General features: G+C 42.9%; 21 protein-coding genes. 19 read left to right on the top strand and 2 right to left on the bottom strand.

The features are described 5' to 3' along the window. Positions 1 to 4: 4 nt before the first annotated feature. Positions 5 to 541 (bottom strand): peroxiredoxin, encoded by a 537-nt coding sequence (locus B158_RS0108825; RefSeq protein WP_018625011.1) that lies wholly within the window; start codon positions 539 to 541, stop codon positions 5 to 7. Between the two features lie 67 nt (positions 542 to 608). On the opposite strand from B158_RS0108825, the gene B158_RS0108820 reads away from it, so the two are divergent. The 4 genes from B158_RS0108820 (at position 609) to B158_RS0108805 (ending at position 2,987) form a co-directional block, all read left to right on the top strand. Further along, on the top strand, positions 609 to 1,163 hold the full coding sequence (locus B158_RS0108820; protein WP_018625010.1) for a GNAT family N-acetyltransferase: 555 nt from the start codon (positions 609 to 611) through the stop codon (positions 1,161 to 1,163). A 27-nt stretch (positions 1,164 to 1,190) separates the two neighbouring features. Beyond that, on the top strand, positions 1,191 to 1,697 hold the full coding sequence (locus tag B158_RS0108815; protein ID WP_018625009.1) for an O-acetyl-ADP-ribose deacetylase: 507 nt from the start codon (positions 1,191 to 1,193) through the stop codon (positions 1,695 to 1,697). Positions 1,698 to 1,731: 34 nt separating this feature from the next. Further along, the gene (locus B158_RS0108810; protein WP_018625008.1) at positions 1,732 to 2,487 is read left to right on the top strand and encodes a fructosamine kinase family protein; all 756 of its coding nucleotides are present in this window, start codon (positions 1,732 to 1,734) and stop codon (positions 2,485 to 2,487) included. Positions 2,488 to 2,573: 86 nt separating this feature from the next. After that, entirely contained in the window at positions 2,574 to 2,987 is a 414-nt protein-coding gene (locus B158_RS0108805; RefSeq protein WP_018625007.1) for a hypothetical protein, read from the top strand. A gap of 40 nt (positions 2,988 to 3,027) precedes the next feature. Here B158_RS0108805 and B158_RS0108800 read toward each other — a convergent pair whose 3' ends face one another. Continuing rightward, the gene (locus tag B158_RS0108800) at positions 3,028 to 3,618 is read right to left on the bottom strand and encodes a Maf family protein (RefSeq protein WP_407635765.1); all 591 of its coding nucleotides are present in this window, start codon (positions 3,616 to 3,618) and stop codon (positions 3,028 to 3,030) included. Positions 3,619 to 3,772: 154 nt separating this feature from the next. On the opposite strand from B158_RS0108800, the gene B158_RS0108795 reads away from it, so the two are divergent. The 15 genes from B158_RS0108795 to B158_RS0108725 all read left to right on the top strand — a co-directional run bounded on the left by B158_RS0108795 (position 3,773) and on the right by B158_RS0108725 (position 18,548). Next, positions 3,773 to 4,297, top strand: coding sequence for a YceD family protein (locus tag B158_RS0108795; RefSeq protein WP_018625005.1), 525 nt, complete (start codon positions 3,773 to 3,775; stop codon positions 4,295 to 4,297). Between the two features lie 14 nt (positions 4,298 to 4,311). Continuing rightward, the gene (gene rpmF / locus B158_RS0108790; protein WP_018625004.1) at positions 4,312 to 4,476 is read left to right on the top strand and encodes a 50S ribosomal protein L32; all 165 of its coding nucleotides are present in this window, start codon (positions 4,312 to 4,314) and stop codon (positions 4,474 to 4,476) included. A 141-nt stretch (positions 4,477 to 4,617) separates the two neighbouring features. After that, complete coding sequence (gene plsX / locus B158_RS0108785) at positions 4,618 to 5,655, top strand: phosphate acyltransferase PlsX (RefSeq protein ID WP_026309334.1); 1,038 nt, start codon at positions 4,618 to 4,620, stop codon at positions 5,653 to 5,655. Positions 5,656 to 5,787: 132 nt separating this feature from the next. Continuing rightward, on the top strand, positions 5,788 to 6,750 hold the full coding sequence (locus B158_RS0108780) for a beta-ketoacyl-ACP synthase III (RefSeq protein WP_018625002.1): 963 nt from the start codon (positions 5,788 to 5,790) through the stop codon (positions 6,748 to 6,750). 373 nt (positions 6,751 to 7,123) lie between these two features. Continuing rightward, the gene (fabD, locus tag B158_RS0108775) at positions 7,124 to 8,053 is read left to right on the top strand and encodes an ACP S-malonyltransferase (protein ID WP_018625001.1); all 930 of its coding nucleotides are present in this window, start codon (positions 7,124 to 7,126) and stop codon (positions 8,051 to 8,053) included. 38 nt (positions 8,054 to 8,091) lie between these two features. After that, entirely contained in the window at positions 8,092 to 8,838 is a 747-nt protein-coding gene (gene fabG / locus B158_RS0108770; RefSeq protein ID WP_018625000.1) for a 3-oxoacyl-ACP reductase FabG, read from the top strand. Between the two features lie 220 nt (positions 8,839 to 9,058). Then, positions 9,059 to 9,298 carry an acyl carrier protein gene (gene acpP, locus B158_RS0108765; protein ID WP_012801122.1) on the top strand — a complete coding sequence of 80 codons (240 nt, stop codon included), beginning with the start codon at positions 9,059 to 9,061 and terminating at the stop codon, positions 9,296 to 9,298. A 201-nt stretch (positions 9,299 to 9,499) separates the two neighbouring features. Continuing rightward, positions 9,500 to 10,738, top strand: coding sequence for a beta-ketoacyl-ACP synthase II (gene fabF / locus B158_RS0108760; RefSeq protein ID WP_026309333.1), 1,239 nt, complete (start codon positions 9,500 to 9,502; stop codon positions 10,736 to 10,738). Positions 10,739 to 10,856: 118 nt separating this feature from the next. Continuing rightward, on the top strand, positions 10,857 to 11,711 hold the full coding sequence (pabC, locus tag B158_RS0108755) for an aminodeoxychorismate lyase (RefSeq protein ID WP_018624998.1): 855 nt from the start codon (positions 10,857 to 10,859) through the stop codon (positions 11,709 to 11,711). Positions 11,712 to 11,745: 34 nt separating this feature from the next. Further along, positions 11,746 to 12,750 (top strand): endolytic transglycosylase MltG, encoded by a 1,005-nt coding sequence (gene mltG, locus B158_RS0108750; RefSeq protein ID WP_018624997.1) that lies wholly within the window; start codon positions 11,746 to 11,748, stop codon positions 12,748 to 12,750. Between the two features lie 15 nt (positions 12,751 to 12,765). Beyond that, entirely contained in the window at positions 12,766 to 13,416 is a 651-nt protein-coding gene (tmk, locus tag B158_RS0108745; RefSeq protein WP_033413884.1) for a dTMP kinase, read from the top strand. After that, complete coding sequence (holB, locus tag B158_RS0108740) at positions 13,413 to 14,411, top strand: DNA polymerase III subunit delta' (RefSeq protein WP_018624995.1); 999 nt, start codon at positions 13,413 to 13,415, stop codon at positions 14,409 to 14,411. The genes tmk and holB overlap by 4 nt, the downstream gene beginning before the upstream one ends. A gap of 57 nt (positions 14,412 to 14,468) precedes the next feature. Beyond that, positions 14,469 to 14,819: a PilZ domain-containing protein gene (locus tag B158_RS0108735; protein WP_018624994.1), complete on the top strand. Its 351-nt coding sequence runs from the start codon at positions 14,469 to 14,471 to the stop codon at positions 14,817 to 14,819. A 27-nt stretch (positions 14,820 to 14,846) separates the two neighbouring features. Next, a complete protein-coding gene (locus B158_RS0108730) occupies positions 14,847 to 15,641 on the top strand; it encodes a TatD family hydrolase (RefSeq protein ID WP_018624992.1) in 795 nt (264 codons plus the stop codon). Positions 15,642 to 15,692: 51 nt separating this feature from the next. Further along, positions 15,693 to 18,548 carry a M16 family metallopeptidase gene (locus tag B158_RS0108725; protein ID WP_018624990.1) on the top strand — a complete coding sequence of 952 codons (2,856 nt, stop codon included), beginning with the start codon at positions 15,693 to 15,695 and terminating at the stop codon, positions 18,546 to 18,548. The last annotated feature ends 85 nt before the right edge of the window (positions 18,549 to 18,633 follow it).

Below are 18,633 nucleotides of genomic sequence, written 5' to 3'. Positions count from 1 at the left end.
TCAGTTATTCGATTAGGCCTGCCTGCAGTTCTTTTAATCTTGCAACAACATCTGTCATGTGAGTATCTGGGTCAACATCATCATAGTGGTAAACGATGTTGCCAGCCGGGTCGATGATAAACGTTTGGCGTTTAGCGTACTCGACCGGGCCAAAACCACCAAGAACGTCATAAGCTGTTGATGCCTCTTTATTGACATCCGCTAAGATACTGAAGGGAAGCTTGTAAATATCGGCAAAGGATTTGTGTGACTCTACGTCATCCAATGAAATGCCCACAACATCAGCATTCAAATCTCTGATTGTCTGATAACCATCTCTAAAGTTTTTGGCTTCCGTGGTACAGCCAGGCGTATCATCTTTAGGATAGAAATACAGTACCAGCCATTGGCCTTTATAATCCTCAAGGCTTTTCCATTCCTCGTTCTGGTCCTGCAACTTAAAGTCTGGTGCCAGCGCACCAACCCAGCCAGTTTCTGCCGTTGCTGCAAAACTGAACGCTACCAATACCGATAATAATAAGTGTTTGAATAAAGTGTTCATTACCGTTTGCCTTTTGTAAGATTGTATTAACTATTGTGTAACTTAATACTAGCGAGTTCAATTTTCTGTGAAGACTTACCAAGATACCATTATTCAATTGCCAGTGCTTGAAACCGAGCGCCTAATCCTTAGACACTACAAATCGTCCGATCTAGAGCGCTATTATGAAATGATGGCAGATCCTGATGTGACACGCTACCTTCTTTCGGGTAAACCAATGTCTCGCCACGAAGCCTGGCGGAGTATTGCAACTATGGCTGGTCATTGGATGCTCAATGGTTTTGGGCAATGGGCTCTTGAAGAGAGAAGTACGGGATTGTTTGTTGGACGAGCAGGCTTCCTTAAGCCAGAAGGTTGGCCAGCCATTGAAGCAGGTTGGTCATTGCATAGAGACGCATGGGGTAAAGGATATGCTTCTGAAGCCGCCAAAGTAGCCATTCGATATGGTTTCGAGGTCATGAATCTAGACCGGATAATCAGCCTGATACAGCCAGAAAACCAAGCATCAATAAAGGTTGCCGAACGTTTAGGTGAGTCATTTAGCAAAAAGCTAACTCTATTTGATATTGAAGCTCTTGAATATGCTATAGATAGAGAGACCTACGAAAGGCTCTATCAATAATGTATTAAAAGCAAGAAGGGAGAAGGAATGAAGTTACGACTGGATGCAGGTGATATTACTCAGCTTTACGTCGATGCTATCGTCAATGCGGCCAAGAAAAGTTTGCTTGGTGGTGGAGGAGTGGACGGAGCCATTCATCGTGCCGCTGGTTCTGAATTGTTGGAAGAGTGTAAAACCTTGGGCGGTTGCGAAACGGGTGAAGCCAAAATAACCAAAGGCTATGACCTTCCTGCTAAACACGTCATTCACACGGTTGGCCCCGTCTGGCATGGTGGTAATGAGAATGAAGCTGAGTTATTGGCCAGTTGTTATTTGAACAGCCTCGAGCTTGCCGAGCAGCAACAACTAAGAAGTATTGCTTTTCCGTGTATCAGCACCGGTGTTTATGGCTATCCCAAGCAACAGGCTGCGGTTATTGCTGTGAACGTCTGCAGAATGTTTGCTAATAGTGCAGAGTCGTTAAGAGAAATTATCTTCAGTTGTTATGATGATGAAAGCGTATCGATATATCGACAACTGCTGGCTGATTCTTAACCTATCGGCTTTAACCCAGAGACTATAAGATTCCATGTTCCATAAAAGTAACAGTTCACAATTCAATGACCACCTTTTACAGGAAGCAAAAGGGCTGGAACTGTTACGCCAGACCATTCAAGAGCATCAAGTCCCGCACCTTAATATTCCCAAAATAGAATCGGTTTCTGATGAGCAGCTAGTCTTGCAGAAAGTGAATAGTTCAAGTTGGAATCCACAGTTAATGGAGCAGCTGGGTAAAGGGCTTGCACACCTGCATAAAGTAAAAGCCAGTTATTATGGACTCGAAGATGATAACTATATTGGGCTTAATCCGCAGGTAAATGGCCAATTCGATCACTGGGGGCAATTTTTCGTTAAACAGCGGCTGCTGTATCAAACAAACTTAATAAAAGATCCAAAAGTTAAAAAGTTACTGGAAGTACCAATTCTTGAACGACAGGATTTACTGGAAACCTGGCTCAATCGCCACTGCATTCATCCAAGTCTGGTTCACGGTGACTTATGGTCAGGCAATGTTCTATTTGACGAGCAAGGCCCTTGGTTAATCGATCCCGCTGTCTATTACGGTGACCGCGAAGTGGATCTGGCCATGACCGAAATGTTTGGTGGTTTTAGTGAAGGCTTCTATCAAGCCTATGATGAAGTTTACCCAAGAACCAGTGTTTACCCACAGAAAAAGGTCATCTACAATCTTTATCACTACCTCAACCACTACAATTTGTTTGGCAACTCCTATTTGCAGTCCTGCCGCAGTTTGGTTGATCAGATTCAGTATTATTTTGGTTAGATGGAAGCAGATCTGGTAGTGGGTTACTGTTATTCGTGAAAGACAATTTAGTGTATAAAAAAAATATTAATCGAGGTAAAAGTTTAATGAAATTATTATTCTGCTGTTTGTTATTTATGGTGGGCATTAGTCAGGCTGGCGAAAAAGCCTTTATAAAGATAGACCTTGGTGATCCGATTATTACTGAAATGGTTCTTGAAAATTTGAAAGGTAAGAGTATCGATTACATTCAAGAAGACAATAATATCATTCTAGTAGATAAGGAAATGATGCCTCAATTTGAAAAGATTTATAACGAGAGTATACAGAAGATTATACCTGCAGAGAGGACTCAGACGATAAACAGTAAACTCCTTGAAAACTATAAGGAGGAGCTTATTAAGGCTGATATAAAGTTTAAGCAAGTGGAACTGGAAGGCCATGTTTATTTGTTACTAGATCGAGCTGAAGATTTTATGGAATCAAATATTATAAAGTATCAACTCTATGAAGATATGTAGTGAATACATGCATTGCCTAAGAGGAATTAAAAGTAGGGTCTTAAATAAGCTTAACCCCAAGTTCTCTTAGCTTTGTTGACAAAGCTATCAAAGGTAATCCGATCAAAGCTGTTGGGTCTTTTGATTCTATCGCTTCAAATAAAACAATTCCTAATCCTTCGCATTTGAAGGAGCCAGCGCAGTCAAGTGGTTGTTCTTTTTCAAGGTAGCTGATGATTTCTGTTTCGGCTAATTGTCTGAATTGGACCTTGGTAGCGACAACTGTGGTGTTTTGGGCTGTTTCGTTGGCGCTGGTGACGCATAGTGAGGTGTAGAAGGTAACGGTCTGGCCTGAACATGCCTTGAGCTGTTCTATGGCTTTATCCATGGTGCCTGGCTTGCCTAGTATTTGGTTATTGAGGACACAGACCTGATCCGAGCCAATGACCAGTGCTTCTGGATGATTGACTGCGATTGCGAGTGCTTTCTGCTGAGCCAAGCGCGCCACCAGTTCTATTGGTTCTTCGTCAGGAAAAGGCGTTTCGTCAATATCAGGCGGTACCGCGTCGAAATCCTCAAGAATACGGCCTAGCAGCTCTTTTCGGTATGGCGAGGAGGAGGCGAGTATAATGTGTGGTTGTGGCATATTAATCAGCCTTTTTTATCCCAGTTTTTATCAGAGAATCAGTTGCTTAGGGGCAATTGTGTAAGAATTGGCTAAAAAAGCAATCAAATAGGCAAAATTTGCTTAAAAATAGCGGGTTTGCTTTGACTAGACCACAAGATATATGTATTATTGCGCGCCTATGTCAAGTCGCAGGTTCCCGGCATCGCTCAGTCCCAATAAGTTTGTGGATCAGGGCAAAGAAATAGATGCCACCCTTGAGATTGATTATTTCGAGCGGTTTCGCCAATTGTTGAACTCTTCAAAAGGCGAAATTCACTGCAAAATCAATGGTGAAAGGGTTAAAGATACTCGTACAACTTCACTGCATGTGGCTCTCACTGGTGAAGTCGAATTAGTATGTCAGGGCTGTACTGAACCTTTTATGTTCAAACTTGACCGACAGGCAACTTTGCGTCCGGTGTATTCGGAAGAGCAAATGGCTAATGTCCCAGAAGACGTTGAGCCGGTGCTTGTTGGAGAAGACGGATTAGATATAAAATCAGCTGTAGAAGATGAGCTGATTTTATCGCTACCACTCATTCCTTTATATGGTGAGTGTAAAGAGCTGGAAACTTATCAGGCAGGTGAGCTTCCAGAAGAAGCAATTGAGCAGGCAGAAAAGGATAATCCTTTTAATGCCTTAAAAGATTTAAAGTTTGATTAAGCAGGAGAACGCTAATGGCTGTACAACAGAATCGCAAAACTCGCTCTAAGCGTGGCATGCGTCGCTCGCACGACTCTTTGAGCGCACCAACTTTATCAGTTGAAAACGAAACTGGTGAAATTCATCGTCGTCACCACGTGACTAAAGACGGTTTCTACAAAGGTCGTAAAGTCGTTTAATTCTTTTTTAGAGGCTTTTCAAGGCTCTATAAAAAGATTAGTGTTTGGTCCGAAACGATTTATTGTTGATTGCTGGTTTCAAAGCTGGCTAAAACAATGATAAATTTACCGTTAACAAACAAATGATGTTGACCTGTTACCGTGACTAAAACTCTAGCGATAGATTGTATGGGGGGCGATTATGGCCCCTCAGTTATTATTCCAGCCGCATTAAAAGCGCTGGAAATCCATTCCGACATCACCATTTACCTGGTTGGCCATCAAGAGCAGGTCAAAAAACAGGTTTCTCAGTTCAATCCCAGTGCATTTGATATCTTCGGTGACCGCTTGCGTATTCGGCATGCGTCCGAAGTGATTGCTATGGACGAAAAACCGTCTCAGGCTATTCGTAATAAATCCGATTCTAGTATGCGCGTCAGCTTACAGCTGGTTTGCGACAATGTTGCTGATGCTTGTGTCAGTGCTGGTAACACCGGTGCTTTAATGGCTTTGGCGACCATTCTTGTGGGAACGCTGCCAGGTGTTGAACGACCAGCGATTGTTGCCGAACTTCCCAATAAAAAGAATACAGTCACTCATATGCTTGATCTAGGCGCAAATATTGATGCCAGTGCTGAGCAATTGACAAGTTTTGCCATGATGGGGCATGTCATGTGTCAGGCAGTTGATGGCAAAGATAACCCCAAGGTCGCCTTACTCAATATCGGTGAAGAGCAAAGTAAAGGACGGGACAGCATTAAATTGGCTGGCGATATCCTAAGCAAGCAGGCTGAAATCAATTATGTGGGTTATGTGGAAGCAAATCAGATATTTAATGGCGATGTGGATGTTATAGTTTGTGATGGTTTTACCGGTAATAATGTCCTTAAAGCCTGTGAAGGCATTACTCGTTTCCTGTATGATCAACTGAAGGTTGAGTTTACTCGTAATTGGCGAAGCAAGCTGATTGCGGCTATGGTTAAACCCGTCTTAAAAAGTTTTCAAAAACGCATCAACCCCGACCAGTATAATGGGGCAAGTCTGTTAGGATTACGCGAAATTGTGATCAAGAGTCATGGTTCCGCTGATATCAAAGCGACTTTGTGTGCAATTAATAAAGCGATTTCTGAGATTGAACGTCAAGTTCCTCAGGAAATCCAAAATAAAGTAAGCCATTTAGTACTACCAGTTGAACACTAGTTTTAACTCGAAAGTTCAATAGTGCCAGATGGTCGTAATGTTTTGTTGATACTCATGTGGATTTTTTCTCACAAGTCAGTAAATAAGCAATTTGTAGATTAATATCCGGTGAATGATTAAAGGGTAGTAAGTGTGAAATATTCAAAAATTCTTGGTATGGGCAGTTATTTGCCGGAGAAGGTGTTAACAAACGCTGACCTTGAAAAGATGGTCGATACCACAGACAAGTGGATTACCGAAAGAACTGGTATCAAAAAGCGTCATATCGCTGCTGATGACCAGTCGGCTTCGGATTTGGGTTTCGAAGCAGCAAAAAAGGCCATCGAAAACTCAGGTATCGATGCCAGCGAAATCGATATGATCGTTGTCGGTACAGCAACACCCGACAAAATGTTTCCAAGCGTTGCCTGCTATATCGGTCATGCCTTAGGCATCGGCGGCGTACCAGCATTTGATATTACAACTGCATGCCCTGGCTTTGTTTATGGCCTAAGTATCGCCGATCAATTTATCAAAACCGGCCATCGTAAGAACGTGCTAGTCGTAGGTACAGAGGTTTTGTCGCGTCTGGTCAACTGGGATGATCGTTCAACCTGTGTCATTTTTGGTGATGGTGCCGGTGCGGCGGTTGTCACTGGCAGTGACGAGCCGGGTATTCTGTCTACCCATATTCACGCAGACGGTGGCTATGGTGATCTTCTGTACTGTAACAACGGTCTAAGAGGGCAGTTGGGTGAGTTTCCAGAGCCACAAATCGTTATGCGTGGCAATGAAGTATTCAAAGTAGCCGTAAAAACCCTAAGCCAGATCGTAGATGAAACTCTGGAAGCCAACAATATGCAAAAAGAAGATATTGATTGGTTAATTCCACATCAGGCCAATATCCGTATTATTCAGGCAACAGCCAAGAAACTCGGTGCATCTATGGATAAAGTCGTTGTAGCGGTTGATCGCCATGGTAATACGTCAAGCGCTTCCATTCCTTTAGCTATGTGTGAAGCGATTGAAGATGGTCGCATTAAGCGTGGTGATGTGTGCTTGTTGGAGAGTTTTGGGGGTGGGTTTACTTGGGGTTCTGCCCTTATACGTTATTAATTTAAAGGGCGATTCGTCGCTAATACTTTGTTATAAACCATCTTAAAACAGGTCATTTAAGAAAAGCTCAACTCCCTGTTTTGCGATGGTTTATGCCGCGTATCAGCTTAGCCTCGCCCTTTAAAGAGAAGAGTTGCAGGTAGTCATATTTAAAAAGTTGATGCCTCGCCTCAGCATTGTCTAGCTCTTTTTCGATAGTGCTGAGTTTCAGTATCACTTGTAGGGTGCGTCGTGACGCAGGGGCTGCCCCTTGGGTACCGCTTTTGCTATAAAAGCCATACTTTAAATGGCTTTAATAATAAATCGCTGCCGATTCTTTATCAGAATTGGCTTTAAATAAATCAGATAACTTATTGAATAAAAAGATTTAATCATGAGTAAAACAGCATTTATATTTCCAGGTCAGGGGTCGCAAGCTGTTGGTATGCTTGCAGATCTTGCAGATAAGTATCCAATCATTGAACACACATTTGCTGAAGCATCTGAGGCTTTAGGCTATGACCTTTGGCAGTTGGTGCAAAAGGATGAAGAGGGTAAGTTGAACCAGACCGAGTTCACTCAGCCAGCTTTATTGACGGCGAGTGTTGCCTTGTGGCGTTTGTGGCAACAGGAGGGTGGCTCAGAGCCTGCTTTTCTGGCTGGTCATAGCCTGGGTGAATATAGTGCTTTGGTCGCTGCAGGCGTTATTGATTTGTCTGACGCAGTTAAACTAGTAGAAGCACGTGGTCAGTTCATGCAATTAGCGGTTCCTGAAGGAACCGGTAAGATGGCCGCGATTATTGGTCTGGACGATGAAAAAGTGCGTGATGCCTGTGCGGTTGCCGCTCAGGACGAAGTAGTTGAAGCGGTTAACTATAATTCTCCAGGTCAGGTCGTTATTGCTGGTAGTGCTGCGGCTGTTGAGCGTGCTATGGAAGCATGTAAAACGGCTGGTGCAAAGCGTGCTTTGCCGTTACCTGTCAGCGTTCCGTCACATTGTGCCTTAATGCGCCCAGCTGCTGATAAACTTGCTCACATGCTTGAAAGCATCAATATTAATACACCTGTCATCCCAGTGATTAATAATGTTGATGTGGCTACAGAAACTGAGCCAAAAGCCATTAAAGATGCATTAATTCGTCAGTTATATAGTCCTGTGCGTTGGACTGAAACCGTACAAAAATTAAAATCTGAAGATGCGCTAAACTTGTTTGAGTGTGGTCCGGGTAATGTTCTTTGTGGATTAGCAAAGCGAATTGATCGCGAATTGAACGCTTCACCACTCGGTACTCTAGACAAATTTGAAGCTGCACTTTCGGAATAAAACAGCAATAACTAGAAAGAGTTTGAAAGGATAAAGATATGAGTTTGAATGATAAAATTGCATTAGTAACTGGCGCTAGTCGTGGCATTGGGCAGGCCATTGCTCACCGTTTAGCACAGTCAGGTGCTACGGTTATTGGAACCGCTACCTCTGAAAGTGGTGCTGAGAAAATAACTGAGAATTTTAAAGCTGCCGGTCTGAATGGCACTGGCATGGCGCTTAATGTTACTGATCCAGAAAGTATTGAAAGTGTGTTGGATGCCATCAAAGGTGAATATGGTCGTACACCTGACATCCTTGTGAACAACGCTGGTATCACTCGCGATAACTTATTAATGCGCATGAAAGATGATGAGTGGGAAAGCATTTTAAATACTAACCTGACCTCAATCTTCCGTCTTTCTAAAGCCTGTCTTCGCAGCATGATGAAGTCAAAGTGGGGTCGTATTATTACCATCGGTTCTGTTGTAGGTACCATGGGAAATGCGGGGCAAGCCAATTATTCAGCAGCTAAAGCTGGTTTAATTGGTTTCTCTAAGTCGTTGGCCAGAGAAGTTGGATCTCGTGGCATAACCGTGAACGTTGTTGCTCCGGGTTTTATCGATACTGATATGACTAAGGCCCTAAATGACGAACAACGCCAGACGATGTTTGATCAGATCCCAATGGCTCGACTAGGTCAGCCTGAAGAAATTGCAAGTGCCGTAAACTTCCTGGCGTCCGATGACGCTGGATACATAACTGGCGAAACAATTAATGTAAATGGTGGCATGCATATGGTTTAAACGGTTGTTTCAATCTGAGAGCTATTTGAGTTACAGGACTGATAACCGCTTTAAATTCATGATTTATCATATTAAAATGCCGGCCAATTCTGCTATTATGCAAAATTTGATGCAGGTCTGACCTTTGCTAAAAAAGTCAATTTAGGCTTGCAACTTTGCTGGAGTTAACTAAACTACCGACGCAGTATAATACTGTGATATATACGAGGATTTAAAACAGATGAGTACTATCGAAGAACGCGTAAAGAACATCGTTGTTGAGCAATTAGGTGTTAAAGAAGAAGAAGTGACTGCTGAAGCTTCTTTTGTTGATGATTTAGGTGCGGATTCATTGGATACCGTTGAATTGGTTATGGCTCTTGAAGAAGAGTTTGATACTGAGATTCCAGACGAAGAAGCTGAGAAAATCAACACAGTTCAAGCCGCTATTGACTACATTAAGGCGAATGTTGACGCGTAATTTAACTCGTCTGCAATCTATTCGTAATAATTAGCGAATCTAAAATGGGTAAAATACGAAAGTATTTTGCCCATTTGTGTTTTTATAAGATCAGAAATTGGGCACGCACCCAGTCAACGGCTGAAGAATTGTTCTGATAAGCTTTAAGTATTAAGGCTTAATAAGAACTGATAACTGTATACTTAGCGAGAGGTAATTTCCTTGAGTAAACGTAGAGTTGTAGTTACAGGTTTGGGCATGTTAAGCCCGCTTGGTAACAACATTAAAGATTCATGGGACGGCATTTTGGCATCGAAAAGCGGTGCTAATATGATCGAGGACTTTGATGCCAGCAATTTAAGTACTCGATTTGTCTGTTCGGTTAAAAATTTTGAAGCAGAGCCTATTCTTGAAAAGAAAGATGCCCGTAAAATGGATATCTTCATCCAGTACGGTATTGTTGCAGGTGCTCAGGCCTGGGAAGACTCTGGTCTTGAAGTCAATGAGCAAAACGCTCATCGTATTGGTGCCTGTGTTGGTGCTGGTATTGGTGGTATGACTACCATAGAAGAAACGACGTTGCTTAATCACGAGCGTGGTCCTCGTCGAATTTCACCATTTTTCATCCCTGGCTCAATTATTAATATGATTTCGGGTCACCTATCGATTCGATATGGTCTAAAGGGTCCGAATATTTCAATCGTTACCGCTTGTACTACTGGTGTTCACTCAATTGGTCATGCTGCTCGTATGATCGCTTATGGTGACGCAGATGCAATGTTGGCCGGCGGTGCCGAAAAAGGTTCAACACCTGTCTCAATCGGTGGTTTTGCAGCGGCAAAAGCATTATCAACTCGTAACGATGAGCCTCATGCTGCGTCTCGTCCCTGGGATAAAGACCGTGATGGTTTTGTCATGGGTGACGGTGCTGGCGTTATGGTATTGGAAGAGTACGAACATGCTAAAGCACGTGGCGCAAAGATTTATGCTGAGTTAACAGGCTTTGGCATGAGCGCTGATGCTTTCCACATTACTTCGCCACCCGCTGACGGTGAAGGCGCTGCAAGCGCCATGCACAATGCACTGCAGGATGCCAACCTTAACCCTGAAGATATTCAATACATAAACGCTCATGGTACTTCAACACCGGCTGGCGACCTGGCTGAAACTAATGCTGTCAAAACCGTTTTTGGTGAGTCAGCACGTAAAGTCATGGTCAGCTCAACGAAGTCTATGACCGGTCACTTGCTTGGTGCTGCCGGGGCAGTTGAGGCAATCTTCAGCGTCTTGGCAATCCGTGACCAAGTGGCACCGCCAACAATCAATCTGGACCATCCAAGCGAAGGTTGTGATCTTGATTACGTACCACATACAGCCCGAGAAGCTAAGATTGATAATACGATCTGTAACTCGTTCGGTTTTGGTGGTACCAATGGCACGTTGATATTTAGTAAGTTGTAATAAGTAGTTCTAGACTTAACAAAGGCTCTCAATTGAGGGCCTTTTTGTTGTCCGGGTTTTAAATAAATGCCCATAAATTTGCGCTGTATCTTGTTTGTTTTTGCATTAGAATGCTTTGATGAATTCTAAAGATATCAATAAGTCATCTAACAATACCTGGCTCAATGGTTCGCCTTATCATAAGGTTGCAATTGATGATCGAGGTTTACTGTATGGTGATAGCTTCTTCACGACGATTAAAATTACTGATGGGCGTGTCGAGCACTGGATGTTACATAGCGAACGGTTGATCGAAAGTGCTCGCAGGCTTGGTTTTCCTTCTCCAGATTTAACACTCATTGAAGAGGAGTTGCAGGCTTTCGTTCAAGAACAGTCGGACATTACGCAATCAGTGGATGGTGTTGTCCGATTGACCATTAGTCGAGGCTCTGGGGTAAGAGGTTATAAAGCGCCTGCTTCTCCAGATGTGCAGCGTATCTTGAGCTGGGCGCCCATTAACACATCGACTACCTTTGACTCTGGTGTCAGTTTGTCTTTGTGTTCAACGCCACCGAGCTTAAATCCTATGCTAGCGGGGATAAAGCACTGCAACCGTCTTGCCGAGGTCTTAGCTGCCGAGGAAATATCTGCAAATTGCTTTGATGGCATTATGAGTCTTAATGACAAGGTGATATGCGGCACTAAATCGAATATCTATTTTTATCTTAATGAGCAGTGGCAAACACCAAAGTTAGACTTGGCAGGAGTTAATGGCACAGTTCGGCGTTGGTTGTTAAATAACCAGCATTACTTTGTAGAGAGCGATATTACGCACAAAGACATGGCTACAGCTCGCTACTGCTTGGTATCTAATGCAATAGTCGGTATTATTCCAGTGTGCGCCATTGGGGCAACTCATTATGAGCTATTTACTGGTTGGCAGGAATTAGCTCATAGCTATCGACAGTCTGCATTCTCAGAGTGCAAACAATAACTCCTATTACAATAAATGATTTAAAAGAGTATTGATGAAAAAACCAATTCTGACTTTCTTTATTTTGCTGGTTCTCATTTTTTCCGGTATTACCTGGTATTTATGGAATGGCTTCCAGGAATTTATACAACAGCCATTGGGTCTTGAACAAGAGCTTGATGTTGAGAAGGGCACAAGTGCCTATAGTCTTGGTCGTAAATGGCAGAAACAAGACGTTATTGAGCAATTTTACTATTACCAATTACTGCTCAAGTTGAAACCTGAGCTACGTTCGATTAAAGCGGGTAATTACAAAATTACTCCAGATATGACAGCAGTTGATGTGTTACAGAAGCTAGTTGCAGGGGATGTCATCAAGTACCAGTTTTCAGTGATTGAAGGCTCCAATATTTACGAGTTGCTGGTTGCATTGCAGGCAAATCCAGACTTGGTGCATGAGCTTAACTATGAGAAGGAATATGCTGATATCTTTAGGTCTATGCAATTTGTTGGGCAGTCGCACCCAGAAGGCATGTTTTATGCTGACACTTATCAATTCATTAAAGGCGACTCCGACCTTGATATTCTTAAGCGTGCGCACGATCGGCTGCTGACTATCTTAGACCAAGAATGGTCTGGTCGGGCTGACGGCCTGCCATATGAGACACCTTATCAAGCCTTGATTATGGCGTCGATTATAGAAAAGGAAACCGCCGTACCGGCCGAACGTCCTGAAATTTCCGGTGTGTTTGTACGCCGTATGGCAAAGAATATGCTACTGCAGACGGATCCAACCATTATTTACGGCTTATTACCTGAGTTTGATGGCAATATCCGACGCAATGATATTCGAAATCCTCACCCTTGGAATACCTATGTACACAGAGGCTTGCCACCAACACCGATTGCTATGGTTGGACGGGAAGCTATTCAGGCGGCACTGAACCCCAAGCCCGGTGACACTTTATATTTTGTGGCAAAAGGTGATGGCAGTCACCACTTCAGTAAGACTCTCGAAGAACACAATCGCGCAGTTCGTAAGTATCAATTAAACCGATAGTGATCAATGGAAATTATGACTAATAAGCAAACAGGCAAATTTATCACCATTGAGGGCACTGAGGGCGTTGGAAAGTCCACTAACATTGCTTTTATCAAAGCTTGGTTCGAGGCAAAGAATATTTCGTTGCTGCATACGCGTGAACCGGGTGGAACGCCATTCGCAGAAGAGATCCGTGAACTGCTTTTATCTAAGCGTGATGAACAGGTTGATGCAAAAAGTGAGTTGTTGTTGATGTACGCAGCACGCGCACAGCATGTTAGCCAGAAAATCAAACCAGCGCTTGAGCGGGGCCAGTGGGTTTTGTGTGATCGTTTCAGTGATGCCAGTTTTGCCTATCAAGGCGCAGGCAGGGCATTAGGCCTTGAGAAATTAGTTGAACTTGATCAGTGGGTCCTTGAAGGCTTCAAGCCTGACTTGACGATTCTGCTTGATTTGCCTGTGGAGATTGGTCTTTCTCGTGCTCAGGAGCGTGGACCGGTGGATCGCTTTGAAGAAGAAAAGATAGGGTTTTTCGAGCAGGTTCGCCGTGGATATTTACAAATTGCCGAGCAAGAGCCCCAGCGAGTCAAGGTTGTTGATGCTAGAGGTAGCCTGGAAGAGGTTCAGCAGCAAATTGAACAGGTTCTCATTCAGTTCTATCAACAGCAGGATTCTGTGCTATGACGCAAGTTGAAGTTTGGAATCAAAGTCAATTTAAGCGAGTACAGGATCAGTTTCAGCAGGGTTCATTACCTCATGCCATTCTTTTAATGGGGCCAGAGGGTATTGGACGCGAAACCTTCGCCGAAAGTTTGGCGCAGTGGTTGTTATGCCTCAATCGCCAACAGGAAGCCTGTGGTGAATGTAAAAGTTGTTTTTTATTTGAGGCCGGTAATCATCCTGATTATCATCTTCTTGATGTTGAGCAGGATAAAACGCAAATATCAGTCGGCCAGGTCCGTGAGTTGATTGTTTCAATGCAGGAATCTTCACATCAGGGCGGCTGGAAAGTTGCCAATATTGCCAATGTTCAGGCTATGAACGCCAGCTCGTTCAATGCACTGCTGAAAACCCTTGAAGAACCACAGGATAATACGTTGCTGATTCTTCAAACCTCACAGTTGCAGGGAGTACCACCGACCATACGTAGTCGAGCACAATTATTATCACTTAGCGTAGACGATCATAAGCAAGTCAAAGAATGGCTAACGGAACGACAAGGGCATATGACCCAGGCTCTTGAAGCTGCTCTAAACCTGTTCCCACAGGCACCCTATAAAGCCGAAGACTTTGGAGTTAATGGTGATACACTCAAATATGCCGAGTTTATTGTACAGATGACTGATTTGGTCCAAGGCAACCAAAGCCCTGTACAAATGGCTCAGTTCTGGCATGAAGAGCTTGCGGATGTGGCATTCTGGATGCAGTTAATGGTGCGCGATGTTCTCTTAATTCAGCAGGCCGGTGATCAGGCCGAATTGCTTTTTGCTCAACAAAAACAGGAGTTAGTGACCTTGTCAAAAGCGATAAATGGTCAGGGCTGGTTGATGTTGCTCGAGAAAATAAATGAGCTACAACGGTTGATTAAGCAAAAAAGTCCCGTTAATCTAATGGCATCGTGGCAAAGCTTATTGATTTTTGTCACCCAAATTGCCAGTAAATACAAGTCATTAGGTTAATTTTATTATAAACTGGTTGATGGTTATTAAGACTTTCATGATTAAGGCAGTTACCCGATGCGGATAGAAAGAACCGGTCCCGGCATATTAACCATTCATGTCGAAGACAAAGAAGATCTCTACAAAGCCTATATGCCGTTCCTTGAGAATGGCGGTATCTTTATTCAAACCAATAAAGAATATAACTTAGGCGATGATGTTTTCATGCTGCTTGCCATCATTGATGAGCCAGAAAAATTGCCCATTGCTGGTAAAGTTGTCTGGATCACACCAATTGGTTCTCAGGGTAATAAGCGCGCCGGCATCGGTATTCAGTTTAGCGATCAGGATAATGGTCAAACTAAAAATAAAATTGAAAACTTGCTAGCCGGTCGTCTTGATTCTGACAAACCCACCCACACGATGTAACTCATTTCTAATTCAATATAATTTCTTATGCTCATAGATTCACACTGTCACCTGGATCGCCTTGATCTGGGTGCATACGATAACGACCTCAATAAAGCTCTAGATTTTGCCCGTAGCCGTGGTGTTAAGCACATGCTATGTGTCGGCATTACTCTGGATAAGTTCGATGACGTTCGGCTTATTGCAGAAGCTCATGATGATATTTCATGCTCAGTAGGTATCCACCCGCTTTATGATGCGGTGTCTGAAGCAGATGTTGAGTTACTGGTTGAAAAAGCAAAACACCCTAAAGTTGTGGCTATCGGTGAAACTGGGCTTGATTACTTCTACAACAAAGATCCTGATAATCATAAATTACAACAAGACAGTTTTCGCAAGCATATTCAGGCTGCTCGTCAGGCTAAGTTACCAGTAATTGTCCATACCCGCGATGCTCGTCAGGATACCATTGATATTCTGCGCGAAGAAAAAGCCGAAGAGTGCGGCGGTGTATTGCACTGTTTTACTGAGAGTTTAGAAATGGCTCAGGCTGCATTGGAGCTGGGCTTTTATATTTCATTCTCAGGAATTGTGACATTTAGAAATGCCGAAGAGTTAAGAGAAGTATGCCGTCAGATACCACTAGATAGACTTTTAATTGAGACAGACTCTCCTTATTTAGCTCCTGTACCTTATCGAGGGAAAAGTAACCAGCCTGCCTATGTTAAAGAAGTAGGGCAGTTCGTTGCTGATTTACACCACATTAATTATGACGAGTTGTGTGAAATAACTGCTAACAATTACAAAATGCTATTTAATAAAAGCGTGGTTACAATCACCTAATGCTATAAATCATGCGAAACTAAGTTTTAGTCAGACAGTCAGGATGTATCAATGAAAAAACTATTGCTTCTATTATGTCTATCTTTTGTCATCGTTGCTTGCCAACATAACGGAACGAGCGATAAACAGCCAGCCTCTGAAAAGTCACAGTCTAACCAAGAAACCGAATTTAAAATCCCTTTCGAAAAATATCAGTTGGATAATGGGCTAACAGTTATTCTGCATCAGGATAAGTCTGATCCTATTGTTGCCATGGCGACCATCGTGCATGTGGGTTCAAATCGTGAAAAACCTGGCCGCACAGGCTTTGCACACTTTTTTGAACATATGGCATTTAATGACTCAGAAAACGTTCCTCAAGGCGCAAACCGTAAGATGATCGAAGAGTTAGGTGGCACGCGTAATGGTGGTACCTGGACTGACGGTACTATGTATTACGAGGTTGTGCCAAAGGATGCGTTAGAAAAATTGATGTGGATCGATTCAGACCGCCTTGGCTTTATGATCAATACGGTAACCGAAGGGGCTTTGGAAAGAGAAAAGCAGGTTGTTAAGAATGAAAAAAGACAACGCGTTGATAACCAAGCTTATGGCCATACTCAGCATGTGATTCTCAAAAACCTTTATCCAGAAGGACATCCTTACAACTGGACCGTTATCGGTGATCTGGATGACCTGCAGGCTGCAACACTTTCAGATGTTAAAGAGTTTTATAGCGAATACTATGGCCCATCGAATGCAACATTGGTCATTGCTGGTGATATTGATTTTGATGAAACCAAAAAAATGGTTGCTAAATGGTTTAGTGAAATAAAGTCGTCTGAGCCAGTAAGCGATCCTGAACCGATGTCGGTAGAGTTGGAAGAAACCAAAAAATTATATCATTTGGATAACTTTGCTAAGGTTCCAGAAATTCGATTAACTTTTCCGACTGTTGAGCAATACCACAAAGATTCTTATGCACTGGATGCATTAGGAGAAATCCTAAGTCGTGGTAAACGAGCGCATCTATACAAAGCCCTTGTTGAAGAGCAAAAATTAGCGCCATCCGTCGCAGCATATAACGGCTCGAACGAAATAGCAGGTACTTTCACTATTCGAGTAAGAGCCAATGAGGGCGTTGACCTGGATGAAGTCTACCAAGCCATTCAACAAGCTCTTGCTAACTTTGAGAAAGAAGGTTTCAGTGATAATGATTTGCAACGCATTAAAGCCAGACAGGAGACTTCTTTTTACAATGGTATTTCGAGCGTTCTCAGTAAAGCATTTCAGTTAGGTATCTATAATGAGTATGCGGGTGATCCGGCATACGTTGCGAAAGATATTGCTAATATCAAAAGCGTAACTCACCAAGACATTATGCGCGTTTATGATGAGTATATTAAAGGTCAGAACTTCATCATGACCAGCTTCGTACCTCAAGATCAACCAGCTTTAATTGTCGAGGGTTCACAAAAAGCTAATGTTGTGGAAGAGCAGATTGTTCAAGGTGCGGAAGAAGAGTTTGATGCTGATGCATTAGCTGATTATGAAAAAACGCCTACCAAACATGATCGTTCAGAGCCGCCATTGGGTGAAACACCCAAGGTATCTATTCCTGAGATTTCTAAGTCAGTTGCTGATAATGGTTTGGAAATCTACACGATGGAACATAACGAGCTTCCAATCGTCAGTTTCGCCATGCGCATTGATGGTGGCGCCTGGTTAGAAACCGAAGGTCAGTATGGTGTTGCTAATTTATTAGCTGAGTTGATGAATGAAGGGACTGCAAATAAAACTCCTGAAGAGTTAGAAGATGCCATTGGCTTGTTAGGCGCAAGTATCAGATTTGATGCCAGTATCGACTCAATTTCAGTAGTAGGCACAACCTTAGCAAGAAATTACAAACCAACCATGGAGCTGCTGACTGAAATGTTACTGGAGCCGCGCTTTGATGCTAAAGAGTTCGAGCGGTTGAAGGCTAAGCAGCTGAATGAGATTAAGCAGAGCGAAGCCAGTCCTTTTGCAGTTGCCAGCAGAGGTTTCTATAGCCAGATATATGGCAATGAGCATCGTGCAGGTATTCCTGTTGGTGGCACCTCCGAGTCAGTTGCGACTATCACTTTAGATAACGTAAAAGCTTTTTATGATAAAGCGCTATCACCAAAAAATGCAGCGATTCATGTTGTAGGCCAAATCAATCATCAGCAGGCAAAGTCAGCTATTAAGCAGCTGTCTCAATCATGGACTGGAGAGCTGCTTGCTTTGCCTGAGTATGAAGAACCAAAGACATTTGATTCGCCTAAAGTCTTTTTTGTTGATATTCCAGATGCCAAGCAATCTGTCATTATCGTGGGTAAGCGGGGTTTAAGTGGTGACGATCCTGATTATTTCCCATTCACAGTTGCGCAAAACCGTCTAGGAGCAGGCGGCAGTGCGCGTTTATTCCAGACTTTGAGAATTGAAAAGGGTTATACCTACGGAGCTTATTCGACCATTGGTAAAGCCCGTTACATAGCACCTTTCATGGCTTATTCGCAGGTACGTGCAAACGTTACTCTTGAATCCTTGGAGATTTTCAAAGATCTTATTGCAAACTATGACGAAACTTTTACTCAGCAGGATCTGGAAACCACCAAAAACCTTCTGATTAAACGAAGTACGCGTGAATACGAAACCATCAATAATTTACTGACTATGTTGAATGAGGTCAGTAAGTTTGATTTACCATTTAACTTTATTGAAAAAGAGCAGGCCCAGCTTGAGGCTATGACGGTAGAAGAAGTGAAAATTATCTATCAAAAATATGCTGATGAGCAGGAAATGATCTATGTTATCGTTGGTGATGCCGCAACTCAGCTAGAGAGAGTCAAAGCTTTTGGTTATGGCGAACCGATAATGTTAGATAGAAAAGGAAACCCTTTATAATTAAGGCATCAATTTAATGCCAATAAAGCCACCTCATGCAGGTGGCTTTTTTTATTGTGGCCAAGTAACTAGGGGAAAACCCCTG

Origin of the sequence: Kangiella aquimarina DSM 16071 (assembly GCF_000374105.1) — a bacterium.
Taxonomy (GTDB): domain Bacteria; phylum Pseudomonadota; class Gammaproteobacteria; order Enterobacterales; family Kangiellaceae; genus Kangiella; species Kangiella aquimarina.
Note: the sequence above shows the minus strand (reverse complement) of the source record. Positions and strands in the feature narration are given on the sequence as shown.